The following is a 14,782-nucleotide window of genomic DNA, read 5'->3' as shown; positions in this document are numbered from 1 at the left end:
ACTAGCTGTTGGGTTAGACATTAGTTATACAAAATGTGCAATTCCTTCTTTTATAATAGTGTTTATTTACCTTCTGAAAATAGGAATAAAACTATGTCATTAATAGTTAATAATAGTTCCATTACATAAATAAACTAATAATGAATCTTAAAATCAAGCATTATTTTATCTTTTTTTAATTATAGACAAAAAGACTATCTTGAATTAATGCAAAAAAGTATGAAAATTTTCACGTTTTGAAAGAATAGTGATAAAAGATTATTCAAAGATTTGCATAAAAAAAGTTCAACTTAGAAAAACACAGTATTTACCTATGTAGCCTAAATTGAACTATTATTATTTAATTGTAGTGTAATTTCCTTGTCCGTATAGAAGAGGTTTATCTTCATTCTCTTCATTCAACTCAATATCGATCATTTTCCCAACAAAAATACTGTGAGAAAAACCATTGTGACTTTCTGCAAGTTCACAATGTATATTTACAAGTGCTTTATTAAGATTATAGAAGTTGTTTTCTAGTGTCCATTCACCCATAGAAAATTTATCTTCACCTTGAAGTCCTTTGTAACCAGCAAAACAATTAGAAATCTCAGTCATTTCCTCAGAAAGTATATGCACTGAAAAAACTTTATTTTTAGTTACTTGATCGTGAAAATCACTTTTTTTGTTTACACATACTACTAAGCTAGGTGGTGTGTCTGATAAAGAGGATACGGCTGTAGCAGTGATGCCATTTTTACCAGCAACTCCATTTGTACTTACAACTGTAACTGTAGCTGTAAGGTGTCTCATGGCTGCTTTAAATAAAGTTGTATCCATTGTTTTTGTTTGCATTGATCGTTTAATTCTTTTTTCTTAATTCTTGATGAAGCTTACCAATTTCAACTTCGAGTTCAACAACTCTTTTCTGAGCGGTATTTAATTCAGATTTTGTATTAATCATCATCATCAAGCTTTCTTTCATGGCTTTTTCTTGCTCAGCCAATTGTTCATTTCTGATTTGAGCCTTGTCTAATAAAATCCTTAACTCTTTTTCTTTTTTATCTTGATCAGAAATATCTTGAATATAAGCTATTCTTCTTAGCTCATTATTTGTAGTAATTTCAGTAATAAATACTAAAGCAGTAAACACTTCGCCAGAAGTACGCTTCAGTTTCATTGTTTTCCTATTATTTAGTGCTCTATCATATGTTTTACCTAGAACATCTTGAATGTTTTGTCCGTCTGCAACAATCCCTATTTGGAAAATATGAGATGCTGCAGGGTTTAATCTTAAAATGTTGCCATTTTCATCAAAAGCAATCATCGCATCCATTGCTCTTTCAAAGAATAGTAAACTTTCCTCTTCTTGAGCTTCTAACTGTTGCTGTTTTATTTCCATCTCTCTTTTAGTGTCTTCTAAAAGCAACATATTTTCTTTGAGCGATTCTTCTTTTAATGTCAACTGCTCATTTGTTCTCTGAGATTCATCAAGGAGTTCATTGGTTCTTACTGTAGAATTTATAGTTCTTATGGTAAGAGCAATAGATGGAGCAATTTCTATTAAAAGAGATTTTTCTTGTTCACTAAAACCTTTTAACGAAGCTACCTCAATTACGCCAACAACATCATTTTTAATAGCTAAAGGAACAATGTAGATATTTTTAGGAAGCGCTTCACCTAATCCTGATTGAATAGGAGTATAGTCGTCAGGAATAGATTCTATTAGAGTTGGTGAGTTTTTTAGAAACACTTCTCCAACTTGCCCTTCACCCTTGTTATATGTGTCTCCAACTTTTTTTCTTCTGTGTTGACTATAACAAGCAGTAATCTCAAGTTTTTCAGTTTCTACATTGTATAAATAAAATGCTCCTAAAGAAGCCTGCATATACTCTGTAATTTCCCTAAGTGTTTTTGTACTTAACTTCTTGATGTCTTTTACAGATAGTAGTAGTTCTGAAATAGAAGATAAACCAGAGGCAATCCACCCTTGACTCTCTACATTTTCTTTCTGAATTCTTACTTGATCTCTCATGGATATTAAAAGATTACCAAGAATGTCATTTTCATGTATGTCGTAATCTTCGTATAACTTTCCATTTTCTATATCTTGTGCAAGTTTTGTGTTCTCTTCAATATGCATTTGATCTTCAAGAAAAATTGCATAACGTGCATTTCTAAAAGATTGTTTTTTTAATTGATTTGAAATAAACATACAAACACCATAGAAAAACAGAGTTACAAGAGGTACAGAAACTAACCCTCTAAAAGAGCGAGTTTCAATACTTGTATTAATCAATTCTGTTAGCCACATATCTGTACCTAATAATGCCATTGATATATACATCAATAAGGTCATCATAAAATACACCGTAATTAAAGTCCAACTTTGGTATAGCGTGATTAATGCTAGAACACCAAAGAAAGCAAATTGAGCATATGGCGTGTGGGGGGCTACAATTAAATATTGTAATTGGAACAGGAAAAAAGTAAGTGCCAATACATATCTAGGGGTAGTAGCACTTGTTCCAGAATACAATAAAATGAAATAGACAACACTACTTGCAATAGCAAGACCTAGTGCCAAAATCCAATTTCCAGATTCAAAAGATAACCCGATCGCTAAAGTGAACATTCCCAAAAGGGTGTACTGCATTGCACGATCTAATCGTTTGAAATTCTCTGAATAATAACCTTCAACGCGTTCGCGGGAGGGTGTATATTTATCAACTTCTTGTTGAATTGACATAATAAAAAATCTATTGTCTATTATATAACTTACCCCGTTATATTACTTTTCTTCGTAAGGGGGCTTAGTTTTAATACGAAATCCTTTGCTAGATATTGCAGACCCACAAAAAACTCCTACAACTAAACCATCACTTTTACTATCTAAAGCAAGAATATTTGATGGGACATTTGCTAATGGTGTAGCAAAAAGCCCTCCATTTGACATTTGTGATTTAGCTTGACTCATAAAATCAAATGCATTTTCTGTCATAGAGTGAATTTCACAATATACTGAATCGTTAATTTGATAGAGTGGTTTCTTCGCTTCTTGCTCATCATCAGACAGTCTTGGGTTAATACTATTTCTTACTGGAGGGATAAAGTAAGTGTCTTCTTCAATTACATCTCCATAATCACTTCTTCCAGGTGTAATGTCAAAAGCAAGAGACATTTCATTAGATTTATTAAGAAGAGAATCATTTTTCCATGTTTTTATCCAATAGCAATCAGCAGGCCCAGCAAAATCTTTTGCCCAAAGCTCTCCATAAATCACTTCTGGATAATCATCAGAAGCTTCTTGAGTTTTGAATGTGAGAGAGTCAATTATTGGTGTTCTCTCTAAAGAAGTAAATGCTTCAAAATGTACATCTACACCTGTAAATTCTGCAGTTACTTCTAAACGGTAATAATTATTATATAAGCCATCACTATCTCTATCAAAATCAGAAGGGCGTTGTCTTACTATTAAAGTATCTGCTAATGTAGCTGGGGTCCATGTGTAGTATCCTTCTTTATCATAAGTAAAATCTATTGTTGTATTACTTACAAGATTATGTACTTTAACTGTTGCATTATCTACAAAAGGGGGAGCATCAGAATTGAAATAACCAGTTGTAGAGACCAAGCGTATTTTTTGTGTCTCAAATTTATTGTTGAGCCAACCGTCTACAACTATTTGTGGTCTACCTGTTGCTAAATCTACTGTAATTACATCTTCACAAGCTGTTAGTGTGAAAATAAAGAAGTAGATAATATATTGAAAATTTTTGATTGTCATTTTAATTACCATTTGAAGTTGAATGATACTGAAGGGATAATAGTTCCGATTACAGAAAGTTGAATTGCTTGGTTAGGTGCAGGTACGCCTTGAGCTGGTCTCTCTGTATCTGGTTGGAAATAAATTGAATAAGGATTTTTACGAGCGTAAGTATTATAAAAGCCAAAAACCCAGTAATGTTCCCATCTTCTGTTAGGCTTCTTTTTACCATTTAAAGTAGCAGATACATCTAATCTATGATAGTATGGTATTCTTTGATTATTTCTAACGCCATCTACATTGTGAGGAATTCCGTATCCTTGTACCTGTATTTGATTAGTAGGGAATGTACTTGGTGTACCAGTCACAAAAGAGAAGTTGCCAGATAATGACCATCTTTCATTGATATCATAAAAAGTACTTACGGTTAAGTTATGTGCCTGATCAAATCTAGTAGGGTAGTATTCCCCTAAATTGATTCCTTCTGTTTTTTGTTCAGACCTTGCTAATGTGTAACTAATCCAACCAGTAAAACGCCCTTTATTCTTTTTAAGGTAAAGTTCTAAACCGTATGCTTGGCCTGTAGAATTTAATAAATCACCTTCTAAATATTGATTTAATAAGAGGTCTGCACCATCTATATAATCAATAAGGTTTTTCATCGGCTTATAATAAACTTCAGTAGAAAGTTCGAATGTATTCTCTTTAAAGTTTCTAAAATACCCAAGTGCATATTGATCACCAACTTGAGGTTTAATATTATTAGTACTTGGTGACCAAACATCTAGTGGAGATGCTGCAGTTGTGTTAGAGATTAAATGAATATATTGAGCCATGTGATTATAGCTTGCTTTTACAGAGTTCTTCTCGTTGAATTGGTATTTCATAGCAAAACGAGGTTCTACACTATAATAAGTTTCTACAGGTTCCCAATTGTCATAAACTTTCTCAGATCCTGGAATAGGCTCTTTTCTAGTGTTTGGAGTTGCTGCATCTTGATATTCATACGTTGTGACAGGCCCCATATACGTAAATGAACTTACTCTTACACCATATTGTAAAGTGATTTTTTCTGAGACTTTTTGGTCATTTCCTATATACAAAGCATTTTCCCATCCATATTGGTTTTGTAATTGGAAGGGAGGAAGTTCAGTACCTCCACTTGTTGCTGTTGTTGTACCTGGAGAAAAATCATAAACAATAGATTGTCCACCAAAAGTAATGGTGTTGTTTTTACCTACATACCATGTGAATTCTGGTTTGAAGGAATAGGTTTTTACTCTTGAATCCCAATTAAAAGAATCTGTGTCATTTTGAGAGACACCAAGAGCATAATCATAATCCGAAATATAGAAAGTGATATTTGAGAAAAGTTTATCATTAAATAAATGATTCCATCTAAAAGTACCCGTTACATTACCCCAACTTGAATTAAACACTGTAGATGATCCAAATTGATCGCGCCCCCAATATCCTGATAAAAATATTTTGTTATTTTCATTGATATCATAGTTGATTTTAGCAGTTAAATCCCAAAAATTAAATTTCGAGCCAGCTAAATCATCACTTAAAAAGGGTTTTGCAAGAATATCTATATAAGATCTACGTCCTGCAATTAGGAAAGACATTTTATCTTTAATAATTGGGGCTTCTACAGTTAGTCTACTGAAAATAGCACCAATTCCTCCTTGAACTTGTAATTTTTTTGAATTTCCTTCTTTCATTCTAACATCTAGAATAGAAGAAATACGCCCACCATATTGTGCAGGAATACCACCTTTAATTAATTTGACATCTTTTACAGCATCAGGATTAAATACAGAGAAAAAGCCAAAAAGGTGAGATGAATTAAAAACAGGTGCTTCGTCTAATAAAACAAGGTTTTGACCTATGCCACCACCTCTAACATTAAAACCTGTGGCACCTTCACCAACAGTACTAACACCTGGTAATAATTGAATAGATTTGATAACATCAACTTCTCCTAAAAGTGCAGGGACTTTTAGAATTGTTTCTATATCCATTTTCTGGGTACTCATTTGCACATCAGAGACATTGGCATCTTCTCTTTCACCAGTTACAACAATTTCGTCTAATTCAACATCCATTGTTTGCAATTCAATAGATAATTTCTGGTTTTTATCCAATACAATTTTTTGTGTAGTTGTTTGGTAACCAATGTATTTAATAATGATGTTGTATTCCCCTTCTTTAAGAGATAAGGAATAAAAACCATAGGGGTTAGTAACAACGCCATCAGTTGTTCCTTCTGCGTAGACAGTTGCACCAATTAGGGTTTCTCCATTTGTGGCATCTTTAATAAATCCACTAACCGTGTAATCTTTTGTTTGTCCTATTACTTGAAAGGACAAAAGGAGAGATAAGATTAAGAATGATAGTTTTGTTTTATACATAAAAGAGATGTAGAAAGATATAATAGTTCCTTCAAAAAACTGTGTAGTATTTGTTAAAATAAAATTGAAAAGTTTATTTTTTTACGTGATACAGATTGACAATAGTTTACAAAGAGATACACAGTCGTTTTGTTAATCAAATATCAAATAAAAAATGTTTTGTGAGAAACATTTTCAACAAAATGAATAAATCTGTCTATGAAAACTTAATATTAACCAATAAAAGTCATCAAAGTAGATATAGTAATTACTAATCTGACCATAATTTGTTTTAAAATTTAAAAAATAAATGATAGTGAAGAGTTTCTTTTTTAAATTAGTTAGATAAACATATAAAATTGACCCACACATAGATGATGAACAGAAAAAAGATGTTGTCACAAATAGAAGCAACAGCGTTGTTTGATGTGATAGTTATCGGAGGAGGAGCTTCTGGATTAGGAACTGCTCTTGATAGTACTTTAAGAGGGTACAAAACATTATTATTAGAAAAAGATGATTTTGCTAAAGGTACTTCAAGTAGAAGTACAAAGCTTGCTCATGGAGGAGTTCGTTATTTAAAGCAAGGAGATGTTGGTATGGTAAGAGAGGCATTGCGCGAGCGTGGGTTAATGAAAGAAAATGCACCTCACTTAGTACATGATCAAAAATTTATTGTTCCTGTTTATGATTGGTGGGATGCCCCTTTATACACTACAGGTTTAAAAGTATATGATGTGATGGCAGGGAGTCTTGGTTTGGGAAAATCAGAAATGATTTCAAAAGAAAAAACGTTAAGACATATTCCAAATTTAAGTGAAGAAGGGCTAATTGGCGGGGTTAGATATTATGATGGTCAATTTGATGATGCTCGATTAGCAGTGACTTTGGCACAAACTATCTCAGATTTTGAAGGTACTCTACTTAATTATGCAGAGGTTGTGGGTTTAGAAAAAGATGAACTGAATAAAGTTGATGGCGTTCGCTTTATTGATAGCGAAACAGGTACTGAACATATTGTTAAAGGAACCACAGTTGTAAATGCTACAGGAGTTTTTGTAGATCAAATTTTAACAATGGATGATGAAAACCACGAGCCTGTAGTTTCTCCAAGCCAAGGTGTTCATATAATTTTAGATAAAGAATTTTTAAAAGGAGCTTCTTCTATAATGGTTCCTAGAACAAGTGACGGAAGAGTATTGTTTGCAGTACCTTGGTACGATAAAATTGTAGTCGGAACAACTGATACACCTCTTGATTCGATAGATGCTGAACCAAGAGCTTTAGAAGAAGAAATTGAGTTTATATTAAAAACAGCTGGACAATATTTACAAAAAGCACCTAAAAGATCTGATGTAAGAAGTGTTTTTGCAGGTTTAAGGCCTCTAGTTAAAAAACAAGAGGTTGAGACGAAGAATATATCACGATCACATAAAATTCTTGTAAATAAGTCGAGTCTAATTACAATTGTGGGTGGTAAGTGGACAACTTATAGACAGATGGCAGAAGATGCTGTAGACACGATCGAAAAAGTAGCACATTTACCCCCTGTAAAGTGTATCACTCGAGATTTATTATTACATGGTTACAAGCAAGGGGCAGACCGTTTAGATGTGAGAAGTGTTTATGGAAATGATTTACCAAAAATTGAAGCATTAATTTCAGAAGCACCTAAGTTAGGGGTAGAGATTCATCCTGAATTACCATATCGATTTGCAGATGTTTTTTGGGGAGTTAAGCATGAAATGGCTAGAACTGTAGAAGATATTTTAGCAAGACGAACCCGAAGTTTACTTTTAAATGCAAGTGCAAGCATAGAAGCTGCTCCAGAAGTTGCAAAAATGATGGCAGGGATATTAGGTAAAGATGAAGCTTGGGTTGATAATCAAATTGAAGAATATACCGCCTTAGCAAAAGGATATATTTGTTAGGTTAAATGTTTTGCATAAAAAAACCACCGTTAAATTAATAACAGTGGTTTTTTTTATGATTTATAAAACCAATTATTTTTTCATAGGAATAATAATAGGATTACTATAACAACCAGAAGGGTAGTTCATATTTAAGAAAGAACAAACCGTAGGAGCAATCTCAGTAATTGTATGAGGAGCATGTGTTTCTCCATGGTTAATATTCCAACCATAGAACATAATTGGGACATGCGTATCATATTTATAAGGAGAGAAGTGTGTTGTTCCTCCTTTACCATAATCCATATTATGAGATTTTAAAACACCATAAACATCTGGAGAAAAACGAGGGTTAAAGCCATTGTAAATTAAGCCTTTATAACCTAAAGTATATTCGCCTCTTTCTAAGTCTTTTCCAATAATTGCAGCTGCATATTGTGGCATAGCCATAAAAGCTTCTGCAGTTGCTAATTGAACTTCTTCTAAATCAAGTTTCTTTTCTTTAATCAATTCTCTATCTAAATAAAGTTGACCAGAATAATGTGAAGCAACATATTTTCCTTCTCCAAAACGTGCATTTAAAACAGTTTCTATTGCTTGAGTATCTTCTTTGCTACTAATATTCACAGCCTCAAAATTCATTCTGTCACGCATAAAGCCAGCGTTTTGAGCACCTGCATGATCGGCAGTTAAGAAGATGACATAATTTCCTCCCCCTAATTTCTCATCTAAATGATTAATTAAAGTCTCAACTTCTTTATCTAATTTAATGTACATGTCTTCCACCTCTATAGATTGAGGACCATATGCATGACCTGCATAATCTGTAGAAGAATAACTTACAGCTAATAAATCAGTAAAATTATCTTGACCATAATCTTCATTGTCAATAATATGCATAGCCATTTCTGTAACTAACGTATTGCCGTATGGTGTACCTTTAATAATATCATACTTTCTACCAGTTTTAGCACGCACTCTATCTGATGCCACACCTTTTTTAATACTGTAAGGGAATGTAGGTTCAGATTTACCAGGAAATAAAGATTCGTATGCAGTACTATCTTCAGTAGAAGCACCATATTTTTCAATAGGTAAAGAAAGTGTCCAATCAGATTTCATGTATTTATCAATAGGTCTTTTCTTCGCTTCATTTAAATCCGTAAGCCATTGTGGTAACTCTTTCATGTAGAAAGAAGAAGTAATCCAATTACCATTTTTCTCATCTAACCAATAAGCACCATCTCCAGCATGACCAGCAGGAAGTACAGCAGATCTATCTTTGATAGAAACAGCATATACTTTAGACCTAAAGTTACTAGCCCATTTAATCTCATCTGATAGGTTTGTAGTTGCTAGTCTATAAGGAGACTTTTGACCATTTTTACTATCAGAACCAACAGTTGTGTATCTCTTGTCGTCTACACAGTAAACTCCTTTCCCTTTTTCACGATCATAAAAGTTATTATTTACAATAGAATGATAAGCAGGAGTTGTACCTGAATAAACAGATGCATGACCGGGTCCTGTTACAGTTGGAGCGTAGTTGTATTGACCGTTTCTAACAAAATAGCCATCATTTACAAGCTTTTTAAATCCTCCTTCTCCAAAGTTATCCCAATATCTAGAGATGTAATCGTACTTCATTTGATCGACAATGATACCTACAACAACTTTAGGTTTGTCTTCTGTAAATTGAGCAAACGAAGAAGTATAGCTTATAAAAGCTACTAAAAAAGATAAAATAACTCTTTTCATATTATTTTTTTGATGTGATAATAAAAGGTTTTGCAATATGTGTGACAGATTTTAAAAAGCAATAGAACATAAGTTTTTATTAATAATGTATTAAGATTATTGTTGAGATTTTATAATTAGTTCATCAATCTTTAGAATTATGGTTTCAGTATTAAAATCTTTAATGGAAAGAGTTATTTGTTTTAATTTATTTAGAAACTTTTGATGAGCTTCTGTACGAGGATTAAATGGGCGGTGTGCAATTCCTTTTCTTATTTTGTCTATTTTTTTTAATGTATCTTCTGTTTTAATATCAATCATTCCATTTTTAAAATAAGACCATATATAGTCGATTGCTAAAGGAGAAGGATGTACCATATCTTCCGTATAAAACCTATAATCTCTTAAATCATCCATCATAATTTCAAAGGAAGGGAAGTAATCTACATTGGTATATTTATTACAGACCTGATGAGTAAAATATCTTAGTATTGATTTACTTAAATTATTATCTACTAAACCATTTCTAAAATGTCTTATCGGAGAAACTGTAAAAACAATAGAAATATTTTTTGGTAAAAGCTGGTACAATTCATCAAATGAAGAAGTCATTTCTTCTAGATCAAGAAGCCTTTGATTAAACTCTTTGGTAGGTACTTTATGACAATTACCAACTAAATAAGAATCAGTAATTTTTTCGAAAATAAAAGATGTTCCTAAAGTGATAAATAAATGAGTGCATTTAGATAAATGTGTTTTCACTTCCTTATTGATCATTTTTATTTCTGAAAGTAAATTTTGTTTAGAATTACTAGAAATATCAGAGTGGAAATCAAAATGTTTATAGACACTATTTATGGTTACTATTTTACCTTCATTAATAGGGTTATTCGTAAGAGAATTTATCAGATTATTAAAAATTGATACTGGATTATATAAGGTTCCGTAAGGATTTGTAACAATATTAAATTGATAATCTGACAGTCGATTTCCAATATTTTGTGAAAAACAGGAGCCAATCGAAAATAATTTTGATGAATAATTGATTTTATTTTCGAAGAATACGGGCTCTAAAGAGGTTCTGAACGTTTCATTATGCATCATTTTGACAATATACGGTTTTGAAGTTGAAATAATTTTGTCACTATCAACACAAACATTAGATTTGTAACCGAATTTATTTGAGAGAATCAAAATCGCTTCAAATACTACAATGAAGAAGTTTACATACACAGAGAAAAAAGATACACGCTCAGGATTTGGTGCGGGTTTACACGAATTAGGTAAAATCAATGAGAACGTGGTAGCATTATGTGCTGACCTTACAGGTTCTCTAAAAATGGATGCTTTTAAAGCAGACTTCCCTGAAAGATTCTTTCAAATGGGTATTGCAGAAGCGAACATGATAAATGTAGCTGCAGGTATGACTGTAGGAGGGAAAATTCCTTTTACGGGTACTTTTGCAAACTTCTCAACAAGCCGTGTTTATGACCAAATCCGTCAATCGGTGGCATACTCTGGTAAGAATGTTAAGATTGCAGCTTCTCACTCTGGTTTAACACTAGGTGAAGATGGTGCTACTCACCAAGTATTAGAAGATATCGGTATGATGAAAATGCTTCCTCATATGACGGTAATCAATACTTGTGATTACAACCAAACAAAAGCAGCAACAATTGCAGCAGCTTCACATGATGGTCCTGTTTATTTAAGATTTGGACGTCCAGCTATTCCTGTTTTCATGCCAGAAGGTGAATTTGAAATTGGTAAAGCTGTCATGTTGAACGAAGGTACTGATGTAACTATTGTTGCAACAGGACACTTGGTTTGGGAAGCTATCCAAGCTGGTGAAAAACTTGCTGAAGAAGGTATTTCTGCAGAAATCATCAACATTCACACAATCAAACCTCTTGACGCAGAAGCAATTCTTAAGTCAGTAGAGAAAACTGGTTGTATTGTTACTGCAGAAGAGCACCAAATTGCTGGTGGCTTAGGTGAAAGTGTTGCGGGTGTATTGACAACTAAATTATTAGCACCACAAGAATTTGTGGCAGTTAATGATACATTTGGTGAGTCTGGTACTCCAGCTGAATTAATGGAAAAATATGGTTTAACTTCTAATGATGTTGTAGCTGCTGCTAAAAGAGCAATGGCTAGAAAAGCATAGTTAGTCCATTTAATTATATTAAAGCCTTATAGCTGAGAAGTTATAAGGCTTTTTTATTTATCAATAAATGTTTGAAATTAAAATGAATCCGTATATTTACTATATAATCTGAAAAATCATGTTTGCGTAAACAACTAAATTACTAACACATTTCTGCTATTCTACAGCAGTTGTATCAAAAATGAGAAATCTTTTAAGTATTCTATTTATTTTATCCTCTCTGATGTCTTTTAGTAAACATACAGCTGAAGATAAAATACCCAAATTTGATAGTCTTATCACAATTTTTGAAGCAAAGAATGTTTCTGATAGTATTCGGATTTCTGCTGCTTTAGAGCTTGCATGGCTCCATAGAAACATATCACCAGATAATGCTTATTTGTATGCGAGAATCTCTGAAGATTTGAGTAAGGCAAATAAAATGATTAATCAAGAAATCTTATCAATTAGTTATGGAGGAATTGCACTTAGAAATAAGGGCGAATACCAAAAAGCAATGAAAGACTTCATGCGTGCTTTAGATAAATCTGTGGCTATTTCTTCTGATGAAGATCAAGGGTATGCACATATTAATATAGCATCTGTAAATATTTATCAGGAAAATTTTAACGAAGCTGTTATTCATTTAGAAATGGCTGAAATCATTTCTAAAAAGTTGAATGACAAACGTATGCAAGGCTACGTGATGACGAATTACGGTAGGGTGTACCAAGGTACAGGCTTGTTTAAAAAGGCTGTTGATAATTTTAATGATGCCTTAAATTTAAGAAAAGAAGATAATGATATTTACGGGCAAGTAGTTACATATTCTGATTTTGGAAAGGTGTATTCAGAAATAGGCCTTTATGATGAAGCTTTAGTTTACTTATTAAAATCTTTAGAACTAAATGAGGAAAATGTAGACGACTCTGATAAAATGGTTAGTACTTTAACTGATATTGCCTTTATTTATAGAGAAAAAGGAGACTACGATAAAGCAAACTTTTATGCAAGAAAAGCTGCAGATACATCTGTAAGGATAGGTGCTAAACATATGGCTTTAAATGCTTTTAGAGAATTAAAAAATATTGCTAGACTTAAAGGCTATTATAAGAAAGCATTAAAGTATGATGATCTAATTGAAGCTTACCAAGATACTATTTTTAGTGAAGAAGTAAGGATGAAATTAGCAGAATTGAATGTTCGATATTTAGTAGCTCAGCGAGTAAAGGAGAACGAAATTTTAAAGAAAGATCAAGAGCTAAATCAAATAATAATTGAACGACAGGCTATAATTACTATTTCAGCTTTTTTTCTAATATTAATTCTTGGTTTATCTATTTATTTTCTAACTATAGAAAATAAAAATAAAAGAAACATTAATAGGAAACTTCAGACCCAAAAAAGTGAATTAGAGATTCAGTCTACTGAAATTCAGAGAATTAACCATTTACTTCAGGCTAAATCTCAAGATATTATGGATAGTATAAACTATGCTAAAGGAATTCAGAAGGCAATTTTACCGAACTGGTCAAACGTAAAGCAATTATTACCTAACTCTTTTGTCTTTTTTCAGCCAAGAGATATAGTTTCTGGCGATTTTTATTGGTTTAAGATGATAGATGAAACAAAAGGAGTTTTAATAGCGGCTGATTGTACCGGACATGGTGTTCCTGGTGGTTTTATGAGTATGGTAGGAGAAACTGCACTAGAATATATTGTAGAATCTCAGAAGGTGTATCATCCAACATCAATTCTAGAAGAGTTACATGCAAGACTCTCTAGTGTATTAAGACAAAAAAATACGGGTAATATGGACGGTATGGATGTAGCTGTTTGCTATATTGATAAAAGTGCGTCTACTCTAGATTTTGCTGGTGCAGGAATGTCTATGACAATTGTGGAAAATAAGTCTCACCAAATTATAAAGGGTTCTTCAAGAGGTGTTGGTGGAGTAAGTACATTTTCATCTACAGAAACCCATACCTTTGAAATGGGGAGTGATAAAATGTTCTTTTTGTATTCCGATGGATTTGCAGATCAATTTGGAGGAACAAAAGGAAAGAAATTAAAAAGCCCTAATTTTAGAAAGATTTTAGAAGCTTGTTATCAGATACCTGTTAAAGACCAAAAGCAGTTTATTAAAACTCAATTTGACTCTTGGAAAGGAGAAGAAGAACAGGTTGACGATGTAATGGTTATAGGGTTTACGTTGTAATTAAAAAAGGTTGATATATTTAATATATCAACCTTTTTTAATTATTCATCCTTAGGAGGATCTGGAATAATTTCTTCTATATTCTTTATTTTGTTTAGACTTCTAGTCTTACCAAATAATTCAATAGACTTCTTATTGTAAGCTAGTGCTGCTTCTTTTGCTGTTTTATAAGTTCCAAGTGAGATCGGCTTTTTATCTTTATAAATTACTGCTCTGTAGTTATATTTATCTTTCACTACTCCAATGTATCCAGTTTTATTATGTTTGGATGGAGTATTTCTTTTTATGTCTGATCTATCAGCATAGGCAAGATTTTTAAGTCTGCAATCTAACCTATTACCATTTACAATACGTATTAAAGTTTGCTCAGTATTGGGAGGGCCGATAAATTTCTCCGCAATCATTTTGTGTAAATAAATCGTGTCAGTTTTATATTTACCATTGCTTTGACGCCACGATTTTTGAAACACAGCACGTCCAGATGAATGTTCTCTTAAATTATAAATAAAATCAAGACTTTTTAAATAGGGATTATCACGTAAATATTCATATACGTGATCATCTACAATTACTTGATTTGGAGAATTTTTAAGTTGTAGTTTGACTAACATAGTTGGAAGGGGCTGACTGATG

At 32.4% G+C, this 14,782-nt stretch carries 10 protein-coding genes; 3 read left to right on the top strand and 7 right to left on the bottom strand.

Translation table 11 applies throughout. The features are described from left to right. Positions 1-336: 336 nt before the first annotated feature. The 4 genes from KM029_RS04425 to KM029_RS04410 are packed head-to-tail and all read right to left on the bottom strand — an operon-like array spanning position 337 to position 6,159. Positions 337-834 (bottom strand): flavin reductase family protein, encoded by a 498-nt coding sequence (locus KM029_RS04425; protein ID WP_144075566.1) that lies wholly within the window; start codon positions 832-834, stop codon positions 337-339. A 7-nt stretch (positions 835-841) separates the two neighbouring features. Then, on the bottom strand, positions 842-2,728 hold the full coding sequence (locus tag KM029_RS04420) for a GAF domain-containing protein (RefSeq protein ID WP_144075565.1): 1,887 nt from the start codon (positions 2,726-2,728) through the stop codon (positions 842-844). Positions 2,729-2,770: 42 nt separating this feature from the next. Continuing rightward, a complete protein-coding gene (locus tag KM029_RS04415) occupies positions 2,771-3,766 on the bottom strand; it encodes a DUF4249 family protein (RefSeq protein ID WP_158631156.1) in 996 nt (331 codons plus the stop codon). A 5-nt stretch (positions 3,767-3,771) separates the two neighbouring features. Continuing rightward, on the bottom strand, positions 3,772-6,159 hold the full coding sequence (locus KM029_RS04410) for a TonB-dependent receptor (RefSeq protein ID WP_144075563.1): 2,388 nt from the start codon (positions 6,157-6,159) through the stop codon (positions 3,772-3,774). A 353-nt stretch (positions 6,160-6,512) separates the two neighbouring features. On the opposite strand from KM029_RS04410, the gene KM029_RS04405 reads away from it, so the two are divergent. Beyond that, the gene (locus tag KM029_RS04405; protein ID WP_317197357.1) at positions 6,513-8,069 is read left to right on the top strand and encodes a glycerol-3-phosphate dehydrogenase/oxidase; all 1,557 of its coding nucleotides are present in this window, start codon (positions 6,513-6,515) and stop codon (positions 8,067-8,069) included. Between the two features lie 72 nt (positions 8,070-8,141). On the opposite strand, the gene pafA is transcribed toward KM029_RS04405, so the two are convergent. Continuing rightward, positions 8,142-9,806 (bottom strand): alkaline phosphatase PafA, encoded by a 1,665-nt coding sequence (gene pafA / locus KM029_RS04400; protein WP_144075562.1) that lies wholly within the window; start codon positions 9,804-9,806, stop codon positions 8,142-8,144. A gap of 96 nt (positions 9,807-9,902) precedes the next feature. After that, positions 9,903-10,889, bottom strand: a complete 987-nt coding sequence (locus tag KM029_RS04395) for a GSCFA domain-containing protein (RefSeq protein WP_144075561.1) — start codon at positions 10,887-10,889, stop codon at positions 9,903-9,905. 109 nt (positions 10,890-10,998) lie between these two features. Here KM029_RS04395 and KM029_RS04390 point away from each other — a divergent pair, with 109 nt between their 5' ends. Then, positions 10,999-11,952, top strand: coding sequence for a transketolase family protein (locus tag KM029_RS04390; RefSeq protein WP_144075560.1), 954 nt, complete (start codon positions 10,999-11,001; stop codon positions 11,950-11,952). 181 nt (positions 11,953-12,133) lie between these two features. Beyond that, complete coding sequence (locus KM029_RS04385; protein WP_144075559.1) at positions 12,134-14,149, top strand: tetratricopeptide repeat protein; 2,016 nt, start codon at positions 12,134-12,136, stop codon at positions 14,147-14,149. A 41-nt stretch (positions 14,150-14,190) separates the two neighbouring features. Here the strand turns inward: KM029_RS04385 and KM029_RS04380 are convergent, their stop codons facing one another. Next, a complete protein-coding gene (locus KM029_RS04380) occupies positions 14,191-14,760 on the bottom strand; it encodes an AP2/ERF family transcription factor (protein ID WP_144075558.1) in 570 nt (189 codons plus the stop codon). Positions 14,761-14,782 lie beyond the last annotated feature (22 nt).

The sequence above is a fragment of the Flammeovirga kamogawensis genome, from assembly GCF_018736065.1.
Classification (GTDB): domain Bacteria; phylum Bacteroidota; class Bacteroidia; order Cytophagales; family Flammeovirgaceae; genus Flammeovirga; species Flammeovirga kamogawensis.
This window is presented reverse-complemented; position numbering and strand designations above follow the sequence as displayed.

Bases quoted from the DNA above. Each gene is read 5' to 3' on its own strand.
- KM029_RS04420 (WP_144075565.1), bottom strand. From the start codon at position 2,728: ATGTCAATTCAACAAGAAGTTGATAAATATACACCCTCCCGCGAACGC.
- KM029_RS04415 (WP_158631156.1), bottom strand. From the start codon at position 3,766: ATGACAATCAAAAATTTTCAATATATTATCTACTTCTTTATTTTCACA.
- KM029_RS04405 (WP_317197357.1), top strand. From the start codon at position 6,513: ATGATGAACAGAAAAAAGATGTTGTCACAAATAGAAGCAACAGCGTTG.
- KM029_RS04410 (WP_144075563.1), bottom strand. From the start codon at position 6,159: ATGTATAAAACAAAACTATCATTCTTAATCTTATCTCTCCTTTTGTCC.
- KM029_RS04395 (WP_144075561.1), bottom strand. From the start codon at position 10,889: ATGATGCATAATGAAACGTTCAGAACCTCTTTAGAGCCCGTATTCTTC.
- KM029_RS04380 (WP_144075558.1), bottom strand. From the start codon at position 14,760: ATGTTAGTCAAACTACAACTTAAAAATTCTCCAAATCAAGTAATTGTA.
- KM029_RS04390 (WP_144075560.1), top strand. From the start codon at position 10,999: ATGAAGAAGTTTACATACACAGAGAAAAAAGATACACGCTCAGGATTT.
- KM029_RS04385 (WP_144075559.1), top strand. From the start codon at position 12,134: ATGAGAAATCTTTTAAGTATTCTATTTATTTTATCCTCTCTGATGTCT.
- pafA (WP_144075562.1), bottom strand. From the start codon at position 9,806: ATGAAAAGAGTTATTTTATCTTTTTTAGTAGCTTTTATAAGCTATACT.
- KM029_RS04425 (WP_144075566.1), bottom strand. From the start codon at position 834: ATGCAAACAAAAACAATGGATACAACTTTATTTAAAGCAGCCATGAGA.